The organism is Algoriphagus winogradskyi (genome assembly GCF_900182815.1).
GTDB classification, from domain to species: domain Bacteria; phylum Bacteroidota; class Bacteroidia; order Cytophagales; family Cyclobacteriaceae; genus Algoriphagus; species Algoriphagus winogradskyi.
The window spans coordinates 54,108-71,167 of the sequence record NZ_FXUA01000005.1 but is presented as its reverse complement, the minus strand read 5'-3'; the positions used below and the strand labels follow the sequence as shown (position 1 = coordinate 71,167).

The window sequence follows — 17,060 nt, the reverse complement described above, 5'->3', positions numbered from 1 at the left end:
TTCTTTTTTAAAAGAATTTATATCTATAGTCCTTGACGCCTGCTAGATCTTGCAGAGCCATCATAACGGAATATGTCGTACGTTGTGACGCATTTTGAGTCAATTGACCTTGGTAAGCAGAATAGTCACCTATTTCAGCCGCTGGAGTCAATGCATTCAGTTTACCTACGATCACACCTACATCCTCACGAATTGGTTGGGTAATTTTACCTTGCTCTATCCCGAAGATTGCGCCGATCGCACGTGGAGCAAATCCTACTCCTGGAATTACATTGGCACTCAATTTCAAATCAGGAATTTCGTTTAGAGAAGCAGCTTCAGGGAATACGGCTTTCATATCTTCCAATGAAGTTTTACCAGCAAGCTTTTCTTTGATGGCTTCAGCTTTTTTCTCATTTCTCACCTGAGCTTCTACTTGTTCTTTTACATCAGCGAGCTGCAAGTCGCCTTCGCCTCTCTTACTCACAAGAGTAGCAACTATGTATGCATTGTCTAGCTCAAAAACGTCAGAAACCTCACCTGTAGAAGTACCATCTGTAAATGCCCAACGAATCACTTCTCTAGCATTTTGAAGATTGTTAATGTTTCTCGCGCTTGCATCTACATTGTTAGCCTGTAGAATTCTGTAATTTTCAGTCGTAGCATTTTCTGTGAACTCATTTCTGTTTCCTGCATTCGCAGCAAAGGAATCCGCATTTCTGAAAGCTTCGTTTCTAGTGGCATCACTAGCTACCAATTCTAATTCTACTGTGGCCACTTTGGTATAAGTAGTCTTAGGCATTTCAGTCACCTTGATGATGTGGTAGCCGTATTCTGTCTCTACTAGGTTCGGAAGAATACCAGGAGCTTTTGCAGCATAGGCAGCATCAGCAAATTCAGTCACAAAATCAGCCTTCGCAAACCATCCTAGGTCTCCGCCAGTCTGAGCGGTTCCATCCTGCCCGTATTGTCTAGCAGCAACTTCAAAGTTTCCATCGGATTTCAGCTGTGAAAGAACTGTTTGAGCTTGTGCCTCCACAGCGGCTTTGGACGTATCGTCCATTCCTTCTGTACTGAATAGGATATGGGACGCTCTCAATCTTGGGGTTCCTTCGTATTGATCAGAGATCTTATAGGAAACGTAAGTGGAGTTAGCAGTGATAAACGGACCATAGGTCTGGCCTGCTTGAATATCAGAAACGTTATTAGTCAAATTGATTGGAAGCTCATCACCTGGTCTTACCGTCAAAAATGGCATTTGTCCTTCAGAGTTTCTCAACGCGAAAAGCGAATCGTTCTCGGTAGTTTTTAACTCCTCAGTCAATTCTTGAATCTGAGAAATAACTTCTGCTGAATCAGTTCCACTTGGCTGAATGCTAAATGTTACATACTCGATGCTAGCTGCATTTCCAGCGTTAAACTTGCTTTTATTCTTAGTCAAATATGCCTGCATTTCACTTTCAGAAACCGTAATATCTGCATCAGGAACTGCATAGAAAGGAACGAAAAGAATAGAAGCGTCTGCAATAGTGTTCGCTGCTTTGTATTCTTCTTTAGCCTCAGCTTCAGTTGCAAACTCAGAAGTAGCGAGCATATTGTCATATTTGATTCTCAATCTTGAGTCAGCAAAAAGCCGCTCTTGTTGATTCCAATAAGCCTGCTGCGCAGGATCTGCTGTTTCCAAAGATTGTAGGAAAGCCACCAATTGACTTTTGTCAAACTGACCTGTCTGCGGATTTACCAATTGCTGACGCAATTCCGGAACGATGTTTTTTCCCTGAACCATATCAACTAATTCAGCATCAGAAATAGTCAAGCCTAATTTCTCATATTCTTCTTTGAACACGCGCTCCACAATCATAGACTGCCAAGCTTGCTCTCTGATAGAATACAATTCTACTTCAGAAGGAACTCTTCCAGTACGCTGCTGATTAGCAATTTTAAATTCTTCCACGCGGGCGATATACTCTTCGTAAGTAATATCTTCACCAGCAATCTCACCCACTATGTTCTGACTTGAGCCTAGAAGAGAGGAATTTGGGCTTAATAGATCTCCTCCTAGGAGGAATAAAATCAATCCGCCGGCAATTACGCCGATCATCAGACCAGTTCGTTGTCTAATTTGTTTAATTAACGCCATTATTGTTACTACGCTTTTTTAGAGAGTCGCAAAATAAGAGCATTACTAACGAAATTCAAAATATATTCTGAATCAAACTCTTAACTAGAAAATTCCAGAGCTATTTATTTTGAGGCGAACCGTCTCTATTCTATGCTCTTGCTTAGTCACCACCGTGAAATTATACGCTTCAAAAGTTACAGATTCCCCTTTCTTTGGAAGGTTCTCTGTAAGCGAAAGAATCAGGCCGGATAGGGTCTCAAAGTCTCCTATCGGCAATTCCCACCCATATTTATCATTGAGATAGTCAATTTCATGGCGTGCACTAAGCAAATATTCCTGATCTGAAATTTTCTGCTCAATCAAATCATCTGAGTCATACTCATCCTCGATTTCCCCAAAAATCTCTTCAATAATATCTTCCATAGAAACTATCCCTGAAGTGCCTCCAAACTCATCTACTACCAAAGCCAAGCTTTTTCTCTCTTGAATAAACTGTATGAGTAACTCATTAGCCAAGGCGGATTCTGGAGCAATAATGATAGGAGTCAGGATTTCTTCAATGGTTTTAGGCTTTTTGAAAAGCTCCAATTGGTGGCAATAGCCAATCACATCATCGATAGATTCCCGATAGACGATGACTTTAGAATGTCCACTTTCCTCAAATACCTGCTTCAATTCCTCGATTGCATCATCTACTTCCACAGATACGATATCTGTACGTGGAACCATACATTCCCGTACTCGTACAGTTTTGAATTCCACCGCATTATCAAAAATCTTGGTATCTATCTCCACATGTCCTTCCTCTTTTCCTTTATGAATATGATTTTGGACAAAGCTATTGAGATCTGTAACCGTAAAAACAGGCTTGTCTTCACTGTATTCTAATCTCAGAATTTTGGTAATAAAAAACCTGGAAAGGCCTACCACAGCCCATACCACAGGGTAAAACAGAATATAAATGACCCAAAATGGCAGTGAAAAAAAGTTCAACATGCTATTTGGATTCAGCATGAAAAGACTTTTTGGCAAAAACTCAGCAGTGATGAGGACAACTATGGTAGAGATCACTGTCTGCAGCATAAGTATTATGGCATCGTTAGCATAGCCATCTAACAAATTTTTCAACGGATCTTCCATCAAGTAAGCCATGAAAATACCATAGAGCACCAACATGATGGTGTTGCCCATCAGGGTAGTGCCGATGAACTGCCCAGGACGCTGTACAAATACGCTCAAGATCTTACCCGTGAGATCTCCTTGCTTATTTTGAAGTTCTATCTGAAGCTTATTCGCTGAGATAAACGCGATTTCCATTCCTGAAAAAAAGGCAGACATCGCAAGCGTGATAATCACATAAATCAAATAATAACTAATTTCCATGCTTAGCGCTTTTTGCGGGGTTTGGTCTTTTTCTTAGAGGTAGGAGGCTCATCGGGTTTTTGCATTTTGCGGTACTGAAACCAAAATAATAAGGCTACCGCAAACATAAAAATTGCATACGATGCACCTACTCCTTGGGTAATAGTCTGGTGGATGCCAACAATCATCAGTGCAAGCGAAAGCGATAATATTAATGCGTCAAGTAATTTCATGTTGAATAGTATTGAAGAAAACTGAAGGAGCAAAGTTCAGTTTTATTTACTAGGAAATTTCTTTCTAAAGAATTCATTTAAAGCCCATCGTCGGTCAATTCCAACTTGCTTTCCCTGATATCTTTCAAGGAATAATTTGTAAAAGTCTCATCGGATTCCAATGCAGTTCCAAAGAAAAAGGTATTACGCTCCTGTACCCTAACAAATTTCTCAGTGTATATCTTTTTCTTGTTTGGCTCCCAAAAAAGCTCTTCTGACTGCAATTTTTGGTCCTTAGCTAAGTTGTGAACTTGTACGTCTCCTTCACCTTTGAAGATATTTTCCTGCTTAAATAAGTACCCTCGATCAGCAGTCAAGGTCGTACTCAATTGACCATCTTTCTCAAAAATCTGAATTTCTATTCCATCAGGAAACTCCATATTTCCATTCGCGAATTCCAACTGCTTAGGTGCTCTAATTTCAGAACGAACGATAGCTGAATCACTCTGTGTCAAGTGAAAATTAGTACTCATGTTCATGGGACCTTCATATTCCTGTAAAAGAGATGCATCTACATCCTCTCTGCAGGAGCTAGTAATAGAAAGTACACAAATAAAGAAGAAAATTAGTCTGGATTTCACGGCTCAAAGATACTTGAAATTTGCTTTAGTGTATAAATGAAAAAAGGCAGCCCGAAGACTGCCTTTTTATCTCTATTCTTATATTAATCTCTTGTAGCTAATGTGACAGTCTCACCAATCCAACAGCCAGTGCTGATTGTTTGACCAGCCTGCATTCCTTCAGTAAACAACTCTTCTTTAGAAGGGAATCTAGATCTAGCATTCGCCATTCCGGAAGAATCACCCGCTCTTTGGTAAGCATTATAAGCAGCGATATAGATTGAATAATCTTTCACACGGCTATTACCTGCTTTACAATCATTGAAAGAGTTCATATACATGCCAGCTATCATTGTATAGACGTCTGAAGTTCTAGATGAATCTAGATTAGCAGCTTCTCTTGCTGCAGTTCTTGCAGCAGACTTTTTGCCTTGCTTCAGGTAGATTTTTGCTAATTCAAATTGAGCTTCTGCTTTCTGAGTATCATTCTCAGCAAGGGTCAATGCTTGACTCCACATTTCTTCTGCCTTAGCAGCATTATCTTCCTGCATATATCTCATCGCAATGACTTGAGAAGTAGAGAATGAAGGCTCTTTCGCATGCTTGATCTCTAATGCCTGTAGGAAGGCATTAGTATTAAAGCATTTATACTGTACAGAATACTTGAAAATTTGGTCAGCAAGAACTTCGTTAGTTGGATCAGCTATCAATTTTGGACCCAACGTATTTTCGATGAAGTCACAATCGATCAACTCCATAGCCACTAATAATGTCTCAAGTGTAGACTTTTGACTGGAAACGTCTGTTCCTTCTGCAGCAGCTTCATCCAACATTTTATTGATTTTGTCATGAATAGCTAGAATCTCCTCACCTGTATAAGCTTGGTGATAAGCATAGTTTCTGTAGACTAAATCAAAATATGCAGCAGTCAATTGATAGTTGATAGTACCGTTCAGTTCCATTGCCTTTTCAAAATCAGCAATTGGTCCAGCCAACATATCTTTGTCGCCTTTATAGTACTGATAGCCATAATAAGCTTTATTCTCTATCCAGTTTTTCTCATTATCGTAGATTTCACCTCTTTTATTAAAAAGAGTAATTACAGAATCTTGGTAAATTCTCTTCTGAGCCTCATCAGTTGTAATCTTCGATGCTTCATCATAAATTTTGATACCATTCTGATAGATTGACTCATTCAGCTCAGGTACATTAACTAGCAACCAGTGCAGTGGATGCGTAGCTTCTATTACCTGATCAGAATTCATATAATCAGTGTAGGCTGCGTTTAATTCTCTTGCTTTTGCTTCTTGAGCTGGGTCAGACGGAAAATTCCACCCTTCTTGAGCTTGGACCATTCCGGCCAGAAGCAGGGCAGTAAGCCCTAGGATTGTAGATTTAATTTTCATTTTCATAATGGTTTAATTCGGCACAATTTAATCTTCATGTCTAAATCCGAGGTTCAGGATTTAACCATTTTGATTGAATGGTTTGGTTAATTAATTAGTCAAATACTCGTTTGAAGAACCAACTGTTATCGTTCAAGGATAAACCTAAGGTTAAGTTCACATAACTCTCTTTGATCAGGCCATTATCAGTGGTTCCCCGCTGACCTACCTTCACTGCGAAATTCAATAACGAAAGTTGATTTACAGGAAGTGAAGCTCCAAAGTTAATGCCAAGGTCATTAATATTTGTCTCGTTCAAATAATATGGAGTCTGTTGGTATTCCAAACCGACTCGATAAGAACCTCTTTTCAATGCATTATCTACGTTAAGATAATCAGGTGTAAACTGGAATCCCAAGCCTACCTTAATTGCTTCCTGTAATCTCAGAGGATCATCCAGCAAAGATCTAAACTTTTTAAAGTCCTGATATTGTCCTTCCAATCCGATTACAAATTTGTTGTTTTTCTCATAAGAAACCCCGAATCCGTAGCGATTAGGGATATAAATGCTTCCCGGCTCGTCGTTAGCAATCAAGTCTCCATCCGAATCCGGATCGCTAGCTTGGCCAAATGCAGCGAGCTTGGCAAAGGCTTTTCCATTAACATCTCCTAAATGCTGATAAATGGCACCCAAATGTAATCTGCTCTTTGTGTTCAAAGGAATGAAGTAATATGCACCCGCTTTGATACCCACATCGCTAACTGTTAATCTTTCATAATATTCTGTGACATTCCCGACCGGAACTCCTTCATCACTAAAAAGTGCCAATTGATCCGTGCGAATTGTTGACCCAAAAAGATATGATCCTTGCAAGCCAAGACTCAAATTCTTTGCAACCACCATCCCTAAACTTAAGTAAGCCTCAGAAATACCACCATCACCTTCAATAGAATTCAGAGCTCTCACATCTGAATTTGCAACAGTACTTTCTATCAGTAATCGGTAGTTCACACTGGTGATTTGATTTAAGCCTAAGCCAACTGTAAACTTGTTTACTTTCACTGGGAGTGAAAAAGCAATATATGACAGTCCACCTCCATCTACATCAGAGGTTTCCGAACCGTTGTCAGCAGCGATCCTTTTGTAATTCAGCGCCGCTTCGAAATTGAAAATTGTATTTTTGGTAGAAAGAGCTGGGTTTACTGTGTTCGGATTCCATGGAGTACCGTAACTTATGCCAAGTCCCCCCATTGCTTGATTATTGGTAAGACCTGAATAGTTAAATTCACCGATACCTAGCGCACTATAAGTAGACGCACTGGACTGAGCCTGTGCTTCTGTAAATAAGAAAAGGGTGCATAGTACACCCAGCAATTGCAATTTGATTTTACTCAACATTGTGGTTTAGAATAGAATTCAATCCGTATAGGACCAAATTTGGGACTACAAATATGAGGTCTTTTGCCAATGAATCAAAAGATTGGGCGTCTCCACCGCTAACAAAGACCTCAATTTCTGGAAATTTTTTAGTGTAAGCTTCTATTTGCCCTCGTATTTCAAACTCAACTCCGTACCAAACTCCGATTTGCATACAGGATATGGTATTGTCGCCGATTAATTCACTAGGCTTATATTTAAGATCAACTAAGGGCAATCTCGCTGTTTGATCCTTCATGGCTCTGGCACGCATCCCGAGACCAGGACTGATGGCTCCACCCAGATACGAGTTTCTTTCATCGATAAGATCAAAAGTAATACAAGTTCCTAAGTCTATTGCGAGAACAGGTCCTTTACCCCGCATTGCCCATGCTCCTATTGCTCCAGCTATTCTGTCTAAGCCTAAGCTTGCCGGAGTTCCGTATGCATTCGTAATTGGCAATTTGGTTTCAGGGCTTAAAAATGAAAATTGGAAGGGTATTAGTTGCTGCAATTCGACTTGATTCCACCTAACAGAACTGATTAGACAATGAACGAATGACACTGAATCCCAATAGATTAATGCATTTTCCAATAGGTCAAACACTTCTTCCTCCATCAACTTTCCCCCTTCAAAGAGTGCTGATTTGATTCGTGTATTACCGATATCTATGATGAGATTAGTCATGCAGGTTAATTAATAGTCTGCAAAATAGCCATTCAAAAAAAGTACTGCCTTTTATACATGTTAAATTATCTTTGGGCTAGTTGGTACTTAACAAACTTTAACCCATGAGTCCTACACAATACACCATGATCGGATTGATGTCTGGTACTTCCGGAGATGGATTAGATATAGCCTATTGTAGCTATGAACTTCATCATCAGTGGTCTTACGAGATTTTGGACGCGATAACGATTCCATTTCCAGCTGACCTAGGGTCTAAGCTCATGAATTGCCACAAACTCTCAGCGTTGGACTTGGCACTTCTTGATGTAAGCTTTGGTAAGTGGATGGGAGAAAAAGTCAAGCAATATTGTGACGAAAAGCAAATTAAACCCATGGCTGTTTGCTCTCACGGTCACACGGTATTTCACCAGCCATCAAGTCAGCTCAGTCTACAAATCGGGAATGGCTGGGCACTACATCATGCTTCGGGACAGCGCGTAATTAATGATTTTAGGATGAAAGATGTCCAACTTGGTGGACAGGGAGCGCCTTTGGTTCCCGTTGGAGATAGATTGCTTTTCACCTCTAGCAATTTTTGTATCAACCTGGGAGGCATAGCAAATATTAGCATGGATACCTCAGGCAAACGAATCGCTTTTGATACTTGCCCTTTTAATCTGTTGCTAAATTCTGAGGCAAAAAAATTAGGTGCTGAGTATGATAAAGATGGAGCGTGGGCAAAGGAAGGTCGTCTGAATATGACCCTATTTGAGGCTTTGAATTCCCTTCCATATTATTCAAAATCAAAAGCAAAGTCTTTGGGTAGGGAGGATTTGGAAAATGATTTCATCCCACTAATAAGTTCTAGCGGACTCTCAGAAAAAGATATTCTGCGAACTCTTGTAGAGCATTATGCAGTTCAAATCGCCAAAGTCATCAAATTTTACCAACATACTGATCAGCCTTCTGTCCTGATTACTGGGGGAGGTGCGTATAATTCATTTTTCATAGAATGTCTAGCGAAACAGCTTGATAATAAATGGGTTCATACTTTTGCTTCGCCAGAACTTATAGAATTTAAGGAAGCATTGATTTTTGGATTTTTAGGAGTATTGCGTCTCCGCAATGAAAACAACTGCTTGGGTTCTGTCACTGGAGCAATAACTGACTCTTGCGGAGGAGTAATTTATGGTTAACCGCCCGTCAGACTTCATAGGACAACACTGGTTTATTTTTCTATTTTTGCCTTGATATAAACCCAAATCACATGCAGGAATTACTTAAAAAATTTGAAAACAAACAGCCGGAAATCACTTTTGAATGGAGCGACAGCGAATCAGAAGCAGAAGGCTGGGTGGTAATAAATTCTCTTCGAGGCGGAGCTGCTGGCGGCGGCACACGAATGAGAAAAGGCCTAGATAAACGAGAAGTAGAATCCCTTGCCAAAACCATGGAGGTGAAATTTACCGTCTCAGGTCCCGCTATCGGTGGTGCAAAATCAGGAATCAACTTCGATCCAAATGATCCACGCAAAGATGAGGTCCTGAGACGTTGGTACAAAGCTGTCATTCCTTTGTTAAAAAGTTATTACGGGACAGGTGGCGACCTAAATGTGGACGAAATTCATGAAGTCATTCCAATCACCGAATCCTATGGATTGTGGCACCCTCAGGAAGGTGTAGTAAATGGTCACTACCACGCTACAGAACCTGAGAAAATCAGAAAAATCGGCCAATTGAGACAGGGAGTTTCAAAAGTACTAGAGGACCCCGATTTTACTCCCAATGGAACAAAGAAATATACGGTAGCTGATATGATTACAGGTTTTGGCGTGGCCGAAGCTGTAAAACATTATTATACCATTTGGGGAGGAAGTATCAAAGGAAAACGTGCTGTCATCCAAGGTTGGGGCAATGTGGGAGCGGCAGCTGCCTGCTTTCTAGCTGTCGAAGGAGTGAAAATAGTTGGTATAATAGACAGAGATGGAGGCGTAATCAACAAGGAAGGATATTCTCTCGATGAGGTACGTGAGCTTTTTCTGAATAGAAATGGAAACAAACTGGTAGCGGAAAATCAACTTTCTTTCGAAGAAATCAATGAAAAAATCTGGGATTTAGAAAGTGAAATCTTTATTCCGGCAGCCTCTTCCAGGCTGATCACCCAGGACCAAGCGGAGCGAATGGTCAATGCCGGTCTGGAAGTTATATCTTGTGGAGCAAACGTTCCTTTTGCGGACCCTGAGATTTTCTTTGGGCCTATAGGCGTTTGGACTGATCAGCGTGTTTCTGTTATTCCTGATTTCATTGCAAATTGTGGTATGGCGAGAGTATTTGCATACTTAATGACTGATAATGCAGAAGTCACCGACAAAGCCATATTTACAGATGTCAGCAAGACAATTGAAAAAGCGCTTTTGAAGGTAAATTCAAAAAATCCTGGAAAAGTCAAACTAGCAGAAAGCTCCTTTAGCATAGCTTTAGCACAACTCGTGTAAAATCATTCTTTTCTTTTGCCCTGATGGAGTTAATTTTTGATTAATTCCATCAGGATGGAATGTTTTGATTGTGCTGTGTCAGCCAAAATCTGTAGTTTAGCAGAAGCCACAGTTGGACAACAACAATTAATTATTTGCTTAAATTAACCGAAAAGAACACCCAGCATACCCATTACGCCTAATGAAGAATTTTATCTTTAGTTTCACCATACTTTTCGGAATATTATTTTTAGGCGGGCTAGACAAGCAGTACGCCTACGCCCAAAATAGTGACACTGAGAAGGTTTACCTAGCTCAGGCCGATCATGTAGATGCAGCACATGCAGATGTTCATGGAGAAGGTATTGACGAAAATGGGGAAGAAAATCACCATACCGCTCCCATTTGGCTAGTCATCCCTTTCGTGGCACTACTACTGATGATTGCCACAGGACCTTTGTTTTATGAGCATTTTTGGCACCACAATTATCCTAAAATTGCTATAGGATTTGCGCTATTGGTCGTTTTCTACTATTTATTTATCCTAGGAAATGTCCATGCACCTGTCCATGCGCTAGCCGAATATATTCAGTTTATTGCATTACTGGCTTCGCTATATATTGCGTCTGGAGGTATTCTCATTGAGATTGATAAAAAGGCAACACCATTAGCAAACCTAACTTTGCTGGTAATCGGAGCCTTGATTTCCAATCTGATCGGAACTACCGGAGCTTCCATGCTTTTGATTCGACCATTTATTAGATTAAACAAAGGGAATATCCAAGCATACCACATCATATTCTTCATTTTTATGGTAAGTAATATTGGTGGGTCCCTCACTCCAATCGGTGATCCTCCGCTATTCTTGGGATTCTTGAAAGGCATTCCTTTCTTTTGGACTTTAGAGCATAACTGGCCAGCTTGGGTTTTTGCATTGATCGTACTAGCCGCTGCTTTTTACTTTATTGATAAAAAATTTGGAAGGGCATCTGACGATACTGAACTCGAAGAAACTACTTATTCGAATAAGCTTTCTTTAATTGGAGTTAAGAATTTCGGCTGGTTATTTATTATCATTTGCTCAGTATTCCTAGACCCTAATGTGATAGACGGCGTTCCTGCTATAGTGTATGACGGTCAAAAATTCTCCTATATCCGAGAAATTATCATGCTAAGTGTTGCCTTCCTGTCATACCGATTCGCAGATCAGCGAGCCATCAAAGGCAATGAGTTCAATTTTGAGCCTATCCGGGAAGTTGCATTTATTTTCGTAGGAATATTTGGTACCATGATGCCAGCACTGGAGCTAGTAGGCACCTTTGCAAAATCTCCCGAAGGCGCAGCTATGATTACGCACAACACGCTTTATTGGGGAACGGGAGTTCTTTCTGGCTTCCTAGACAATGCCCCTACCTACCTCAACTTCCTTGCAGCAGCGATGGCCTCCAAAGGAGCTTCTATCAGTAATATTGAAGAAGTTCGCCAGTTTGCGGCGGATGGTTATCATGATTCTGCCTTTGAATTAATGGCAATTGCAATTGCCTCCGTATTCTTCGGAGCGATGACCTATATAGGAAATGGTCCAAACTTTATGGTGAAGTCCATTGCAGAGCAAAATGGTGTTAAAATGCCTTCCTTCTTTGGATACATTATCCGGTTCTCCTTACCCATTTTATTACCGATTCTAATTCTAGTTTGGTTGGTATTCTTTGCTTTTGTATAAAATCAAACCTCTTCAAATCGGAAGCAAGACTCCAAATGGTCATTAAATAAGCCTGTTGCCTGCATGTGTGCGTAGACTGTTGTACTTCCCAGAAATTTGAATCCACGTTTCTTCAAGTCTTTCGCAAGCAAGTCAGATTCTTTGGTGGTGGCTTGAGCCTCGCTCATGGAGGATAGGCGATTTTGAATTGGCTTTCCTCCAACAAATCCCCAGATGTACTTGGAGAAAGAGCCAAATTCCTGCTGTACTTCCATGAAGCATTTGGCATTATTGATAGCCGCTCGGATCTTCAACACGTTTCTGACAATGCTCGGATCTTGCAGTAACTCCTGCACATAACTCTCAGGAAATTCCGCAACAACTTTGTAGTCAAAGTCTGCAAAAGCTTTGCGATAGCCTTCTCTCTTCTTCAAAATCGTAGCCCAACTCAAGCCAGCCTGAGCAGATTCCAGAATCAAAAACTCGAAGTGAACACGATCATCCCATACTGGAACGCCCCATTCAGTATCGTGGTACGCAACGTATTCTTCGAATCCAAGACACCAAGGACAGCGAGTTTTTTGATCAGAAACTTGAAAGGTATTTTTCATTTAGTCTGTTGTTAAAGAATAAAAATAAGGAAGAATTGGGATAAGGAAGCAGAGTGCATTACTTTCTCAATTCAATTAGAATACAAATATGATTGCCACCTCCACCCTTGAAATCAGCGCGAAAGCATATCGACAAAATATACGCTACATACGCTCAGAAATAGGACCTACGCCTATCATTTCCGCAGTCGTGAAAGGTAATGCATACGGACATGGGATTTCACAAATGGTAGAAATAGCCGAAAAAGCCGGAATTAGACATTTTAGTGCTTTCAGCTCGGATGAAGCATGGGAAGTATGGGAGAAATCAAAAAAAGGATCAGAAATCATGATCTTAGGGATGCTCCACTTGGAGGAATTGGAAGAACTCATCCGGAAGGGAATCAGCTTCTATGTTTTTGATTTTGAACGACTGGAAAAAGCGATCAAGATTTCCAAGGAAATTGATATTCCTGCCAAAATCCATGTCGAAGTGGAGACTGGATTTCACCGAACTGGATTTGATTGGAGTCAACGGGAAAAACTTGCAGAAATGCTAGTAGAAAATTCTAGCTTCATTTCCATCGTAGGCCTATGTACGCATTATGCGGGCGCAGAATCAGTGAGTAATTTCGTTAGAGTAAAAAATCAGATTGCCAGATATCACGAGTTCAAAGACTTTTTCAACCATCAAGGAATCACGTTCAAAACCTATCATACCGCCTGCTCCGCGGCCACACTTATTTTCCCAGAAACGATCATGGACATGGTGAGAATAGGCATCGCAGGCTATGGTTTTTGGCCTACCAAAGAGACTTTTTTTGCGAAGCTAAACTCACTTCCTAAAGGAAATAAGAATCCTCTGAGAAGGCTGATCACTTGGAAAAGCACCATCATGAGCCTGAAGTCAGTGAAAACCGGCGAGTTTGTAGGCTATGGAAATAGCTACATGGCGCTAGAAAATATACGGATGGCAATCGTACCCGTGGGCTATGGGCATGGCTACAGCCGTCTTCTGAGTAATCAGGGAATGGTGCTGATCAAAGGGCAATATTGCCAGGTGGTGGGCACTGTCACCATGAATGCTATCGCCGTGAATGTAAGCAAACTTAAAGATCTAAAAGTCGGAGATGAGGTGATCTTGATAGGAAAGCAAGGCGGAAAGGAAATAACAGTTGCCTCTTTTTCAGAATCGACGCAACAAGTGAATTATGAAATGCTCACCAGATTGCCGAAAGAAATTCCAAGAAAAATAATTCCTTAATAAAATATAACGGTCTTGTTATTGATCGGCATCACCTTGCGGTCTAGGTGATATTTGATGGCCTTGGAAAGTACCACTTTCTCCACGTCCTGACCGATTTGTACTAATTCAGCGATGGTATTATGATGTCTCACCCGGGCTACTTCCTGCTCGATAATCGGCCCAGCGTCCAATTCTTCGGTAACGTAATGAGCAGTGGCACCAATGATTTTTACCCCCCGCTCAAATGCTGCGTGATAAGGTTTCGCTCCCACGAAAGCAGGCAAAAATGAGTGGTGAATGTTAATAATTCGGTTTGGAAAATGCTGAATAAACTCCGCAGACAAGATCTGCATGTACCTTGCTAGCACCACAAAATCAATTTGATTTGCCTTCATCAATCCCAACTGATTGGCCTCAGCGGCAGCTTTGGTCTCAGAAGTAATTGGAATGTGGTGAAATGGAATCCCGAAGGCCTCCACAACTTGCTTCAAATTAGGATGATTGGAAACGACCAAAGGAATATCAACCTCAAGCTGTCCTGCATAGTGTCTTCCCAAAATATCAAACAAGCAATGTGAAAGTTTGCTGACGAAAATCGCCATTCTTGGCTTAGGGAAATTAAAATGCAGTTTGAATTCCATCTGGAATCGATCTCCTACTTCTTCCTTAAATCGAGCAGCAATCTCATCTTTCTCCAAAGAAAAAGAATCCAATTCCCACGCTGCTCTCATGAAAAACATCCCCAAATTCTCATCCACATGCTGATCTACTTCAAGTATATTTCCTTCATACGAGTAAAGGAATTTGGAAACTTGGGCGACGATTCCCTTTTGATCGGGACACTGAATGATAAGTATGGCTTTTTTCATAGTTCAATGATTTACTTACCTGTAAAGATAAAAGCGGCTTTTTTGATAAAAGGTTTATTTATGCGCAGTGTACCGAAGGGCATTGCGTAGACCATAGTAATTGTTATTCATTAGACAGGATTGTTTCAATTAAATATCCTTCTTTATCAAAAAGTCTGATTTTTCTTATTTCTCCATTTGCGTAAAATTCAGTCAAGAAACCAATTGCATGTCCATTTTTAAATGTTCCCATAAATTTTACTTTTCCATTCCCGAAATAATCTATAATATCTCCATTTAGAGAGCTTTCACAAGCTTTAAATATATATCCATGTTTGTCATGGGTTACAATGAATTCCTGTATGTCAGATATAATGATTGTGTGAGAATTTTTCTCTTGGTCAATAGTTATCGGAATGGTTTGACGCTCATGAATTAAATTATAATTCCCTTTTGTTTTTAATTTGGCAGCTCCATTTTCAAAAGTTGGGTAAAATTCAATTCCATCTTTTTCCAGTGAAAAGTTTAAGGCATATTCAGTTTTATTATTACAAGGATCCTGATAATAAAGAGTGAATTCATACTCTTGAGAAAAAGCGTAATAATTTAGTCCGAATAGAAATATAATCGAAAGTGAAAATTTCGTGAGAATTGCATTTCTATTTTGTATTCTCATAGGTTTTCAATTATGCACAACAACTTGGCTTGACGCTACTTCGGTCTTCCGTCTTCGGTCTTCCAGCTTTTACGAATTCCATATCTCCCACGAAGCCTCTGCCTGCAAAATTAGCATTTCGTGGCCATTCTTAGCTTTGCCTCCAGCATCCAAACAAGCTTTCATCAGCGTAGTCACCGGAGGATTATAGACCAAATCATACACAAAATGTGCAGCTGAAAACTGATCCAACGGAATAGCAGGCATCCCTTCCTCATTAGGAAAAGTACCGAGAGGGGTAGTATTTACGATTAGGTGATGAGTCTTCATGATCTCAGGGTTGGAAGCCAGGTCACCGTAAGTTATTTGATCCTCATCTTCTGAGCGGGATACATTCAGGAACTCTATATTCAAATCTATCAACGCCTGCTTAATTGCTTTTGATGCTCCGCCTGTTCCCAAAATCAAGGCCTTGAGTTTAACTCCACCAAGCCAAGGTGAAAGCGAATTTTTAAATCCAATGTAATCTGTGTTATAACCTGTGCGAATTCCATCCTGAATATGAATGCAATTTACCGCGCCGATCTCCTCACAGGCTTCTTCCAGATCATCCATCAAGGCAATCACATCCTCCTTGTGCGGAATAGTGACATTGATGCCTTCGATATCTGGATTTTCACTTAGAATATCCTCGAGATTACGCGCATTCGGTATGTCGTATAATTCATAGGAACAGTCGGGAATTCCTTCTTTTTCAAATTTCTCTGTAAAATATTTCTTTGAAAAAGAATGCGTAAGTGGATGCCCTATCAGTCCGAATTTCCTCATGATTTCTTCAAATATGCCGCTAAGCGCTCAATACCAAGTACTAAAATAATTCCAAATGTAAAGGCTGCTAATGCGATCAGTAACTTTGGCTCAAGACCAGTTTGATCAAGATATTCACTAGGAAAAAGGTTTTTTGTCAAAAATGGCTTTTCCTCTCCACTGGAAGATGTGCGGTAAGCAGTCACTATTTTCCATGGCCAAAGTTTATTTATAGACCCAAGCATAAAGCCGGACAGCAGGCCAATGGTGATGGAATAAAAGTACTTCAGCAACCAGGAAATGACTCTGCTAAATGATAAGAGTCCTACTATACATCCAAGCGCAAAAACGCCAAGTGTAGCAAAATTACGCTCTGATACTGCATTAAGAATAGGCTCGTATTTCCCTAAGATCAATAGAAGAAAACTTCCACTAATTCCAGGTAGAATCATCGCACAAATCGCAATAGCCCCAGCTACAAAAGTAAACCAAAGTGCATCAGGACTACTTGTAGGAGGTAAGTCTGTAATGAAATAGGCTGAAACTGTCCCAATGATTAAAGCGATAATTACTCCTATGCTCCACTTTTTAATATCCTTCAAAATCAGGAATGCACTCACTAAAATCAACCCACAGAAAAACGACCATAGCGGAATAGGATGCTCAGCCATCAAATAGGTGATTAGCTTTGAAAGTGAAAAGATGCTCGTCATGATCCCAAGCAAAAGACTAAGCAAAAAAGCACCGTTTATCGATTGAAAAAACTTGTTGAACTCAAACTTGAGTAACAACTTCAGACTGTCTCCATTAACAGAATTTATACTATTGAGTAGCTCCTCGTAAATCCCGGTAATCAGCGCTATCGATCCGCCTGATACCCCTGGTACAATGTCTGCCGCTCCCATTCCCATACCTTTTAGGTAGGTGAGAACATATTTTTTGATAAAATCCATGGTCAAAAATAAAGGCTGA

The 17,060-nt window shown here is 40.3% G+C and carries 16 protein-coding genes; 4 read left to right on the top strand and 12 right to left on the bottom strand.

Annotated elements, in window-relative coordinates:
* Nucleotides 1-7: 7 nt before the first annotated feature.
* The 7 genes from QOL76_RS13645 to QOL76_RS13615 all read right to left on the bottom strand — a co-directional run bounded on the left by QOL76_RS13645 (nt 8) and on the right by QOL76_RS13615 (nt 7,785).
* Entirely contained in the window at nt 8-2,119 is a 2,112-nt protein-coding gene (locus QOL76_RS13645; protein ID WP_283413527.1) for a peptidylprolyl isomerase, read from the bottom strand.
* An 84-nt stretch (nt 2,120-2,203) separates the two neighbouring features.
* Nucleotides 2,204-3,484 carry a hemolysin family protein gene (locus QOL76_RS13640; protein WP_283413526.1) on the bottom strand — a complete coding sequence of 427 codons (1,281 nt, stop codon included), beginning with the start codon at nt 3,482-3,484 and terminating at the stop codon, nt 2,204-2,206.
* A 2-nt stretch (nt 3,485-3,486) separates the two neighbouring features.
* Entirely contained in the window at nt 3,487-3,696 is a 210-nt protein-coding gene (locus QOL76_RS13635) for a hypothetical protein (RefSeq protein ID WP_283413525.1), read from the bottom strand.
* A 77-nt stretch (nt 3,697-3,773) separates the two neighbouring features.
* Nucleotides 3,774-4,316 carry an LPS export ABC transporter periplasmic protein LptC gene (gene lptC / locus QOL76_RS13630; RefSeq protein WP_283413524.1) on the bottom strand — a complete coding sequence of 181 codons (543 nt, stop codon included), beginning with the start codon at nt 4,314-4,316 and terminating at the stop codon, nt 3,774-3,776.
* Between the two features lie 83 nt (nt 4,317-4,399).
* Nucleotides 4,400-5,701, bottom strand: a complete 1,302-nt coding sequence (locus QOL76_RS13625; protein WP_283413523.1) for a hypothetical protein — start codon at nt 5,699-5,701, stop codon at nt 4,400-4,402.
* Between the two features lie 94 nt (nt 5,702-5,795).
* Complete coding sequence (gene bamG, locus QOL76_RS13620; protein WP_283413522.1) at nt 5,796-7,079, bottom strand: BamG family beta-barrel-assembly machinery protein; 1,284 nt, start codon at nt 7,077-7,079, stop codon at nt 5,796-5,798.
* Nucleotides 7,069-7,785: a type III pantothenate kinase gene (locus QOL76_RS13615; protein WP_283413521.1), complete on the bottom strand. Its 717-nt coding sequence runs from the start codon at nt 7,783-7,785 to the stop codon at nt 7,069-7,071. The genes bamG and QOL76_RS13615 overlap by 11 nt, the downstream gene beginning before the upstream one ends.
* Nucleotides 7,786-7,889: 104 nt before the next feature.
* On the opposite strand from QOL76_RS13615, the gene QOL76_RS13610 reads away from it, so the two are divergent.
* From QOL76_RS13610 to QOL76_RS13600, 3 genes are all read left to right on the top strand, one after another.
* On the top strand, nt 7,890-8,963 hold the full coding sequence (locus QOL76_RS13610) for an anhydro-N-acetylmuramic acid kinase (protein ID WP_283413520.1): 1,074 nt from the start codon (nt 7,890-7,892) through the stop codon (nt 8,961-8,963).
* A 71-nt stretch (nt 8,964-9,034) separates the two neighbouring features.
* The gene (locus QOL76_RS13605) at nt 9,035-10,261 is read left to right on the top strand and encodes a Glu/Leu/Phe/Val dehydrogenase dimerization domain-containing protein (RefSeq protein ID WP_283413519.1); all 1,227 of its coding nucleotides are present in this window, start codon (nt 9,035-9,037) and stop codon (nt 10,259-10,261) included.
* Nucleotides 10,262-10,442: 181 nt separating this feature from the next.
* A complete protein-coding gene (locus tag QOL76_RS13600; RefSeq protein ID WP_283413518.1) occupies nt 10,443-11,963 on the top strand; it encodes a sodium:proton antiporter in 1,521 nt (506 codons plus the stop codon).
* Between the two features lie 2 nt (nt 11,964-11,965).
* Here the strand turns inward: QOL76_RS13600 and QOL76_RS13595 are convergent, their stop codons facing one another.
* A complete protein-coding gene (locus QOL76_RS13595) occupies nt 11,966-12,553 on the bottom strand; it encodes a DNA-3-methyladenine glycosylase I (RefSeq protein WP_283413517.1) in 588 nt (195 codons plus the stop codon).
* 88 nt (nt 12,554-12,641) lie between these two features.
* Between QOL76_RS13595 and alr the strand changes: the two genes are divergently transcribed.
* Complete coding sequence (alr, locus tag QOL76_RS13590) at nt 12,642-13,796, top strand: alanine racemase (RefSeq protein ID WP_283413516.1); 1,155 nt, start codon at nt 12,642-12,644, stop codon at nt 13,794-13,796.
* On the opposite strand, the gene purU is transcribed toward alr, so the two are convergent.
* From purU to QOL76_RS13570, 4 genes are all read right to left on the bottom strand, one after another.
* The gene (gene purU, locus QOL76_RS13585) at nt 13,793-14,647 is read right to left on the bottom strand and encodes a formyltetrahydrofolate deformylase (protein WP_283413515.1); all 855 of its coding nucleotides are present in this window, start codon (nt 14,645-14,647) and stop codon (nt 13,793-13,795) included. The two genes, alr and purU, sit on opposite strands and share 4 nt — an antisense overlap.
* A gap of 103 nt (nt 14,648-14,750) precedes the next feature.
* A complete protein-coding gene (locus tag QOL76_RS13580) occupies nt 14,751-15,302 on the bottom strand; it encodes a toxin-antitoxin system YwqK family antitoxin (RefSeq protein WP_283413514.1) in 552 nt (183 codons plus the stop codon).
* 69 nt (nt 15,303-15,371) lie between these two features.
* A complete protein-coding gene (locus QOL76_RS13575; protein ID WP_283413513.1) occupies nt 15,372-16,109 on the bottom strand; it encodes a shikimate dehydrogenase family protein in 738 nt (245 codons plus the stop codon).
* On the bottom strand, nt 16,106-17,041 hold the full coding sequence (locus tag QOL76_RS13570; RefSeq protein ID WP_283413512.1) for a DUF368 domain-containing protein: 936 nt from the start codon (nt 17,039-17,041) through the stop codon (nt 16,106-16,108). The genes QOL76_RS13575 and QOL76_RS13570 overlap by 4 nt, the downstream gene beginning before the upstream one ends.
* Nucleotides 17,042-17,060 lie beyond the last annotated feature (19 nt).

Bases quoted from the DNA above. Each gene is read 5' to 3' on its own strand.
- QOL76_RS13645 (WP_283413527.1), bottom strand. From the start codon at position 2,119: ATGGCGTTAATTAAACAAATTAGACAACGAACTGGTCTGATGATCGGC.
- QOL76_RS13640 (WP_283413526.1), bottom strand. From the start codon at position 3,484: ATGGAAATTAGTTATTATTTGATTTATGTGATTATCACGCTTGCGATG.
- QOL76_RS13635 (WP_283413525.1), bottom strand. From the start codon at position 3,696: ATGAAATTACTTGACGCATTAATATTATCGCTTTCGCTTGCACTGATG.
- QOL76_RS13625 (WP_283413523.1), bottom strand. From the start codon at position 5,701: ATGAAAATTAAATCTACAATCCTAGGGCTTACTGCCCTGCTTCTGGCC.
- bamG (WP_283413522.1), bottom strand. From the start codon at position 7,079: ATGTTGAGTAAAATCAAATTGCAATTGCTGGGTGTACTATGCACCCTT.
- QOL76_RS13615 (WP_283413521.1), bottom strand. From the start codon at position 7,785: ATGACTAATCTCATCATAGATATCGGTAATACACGAATCAAATCAGCA.
- QOL76_RS13610 (WP_283413520.1), top strand. From the start codon at position 7,890: ATGAGTCCTACACAATACACCATGATCGGATTGATGTCTGGTACTTCC.
- QOL76_RS13605 (WP_283413519.1), top strand. From the start codon at position 9,035: ATGCAGGAATTACTTAAAAAATTTGAAAACAAACAGCCGGAAATCACT.
- QOL76_RS13600 (WP_283413518.1), top strand. From the start codon at position 10,443: ATGAAGAATTTTATCTTTAGTTTCACCATACTTTTCGGAATATTATTT.
- QOL76_RS13595 (WP_283413517.1), bottom strand. From the start codon at position 12,553: ATGAAAAATACCTTTCAAGTTTCTGATCAAAAAACTCGCTGTCCTTGG.
- alr (WP_283413516.1), top strand. From the start codon at position 12,642: ATGATTGCCACCTCCACCCTTGAAATCAGCGCGAAAGCATATCGACAA.
- purU (WP_283413515.1), bottom strand. From the start codon at position 14,647: ATGAAAAAAGCCATACTTATCATTCAGTGTCCCGATCAAAAGGGAATC.
- QOL76_RS13580 (WP_283413514.1), bottom strand. From the start codon at position 15,302: ATGAGAATACAAAATAGAAATGCAATTCTCACGAAATTTTCACTTTCG.
- QOL76_RS13575 (WP_283413513.1), bottom strand. From the start codon at position 16,109: ATGAGGAAATTCGGACTGATAGGGCATCCACTTACGCATTCTTTTTCA.
- QOL76_RS13570 (WP_283413512.1), bottom strand. From the start codon at position 17,041: ATGGATTTTATCAAAAAATATGTTCTCACCTACCTAAAAGGTATGGGA.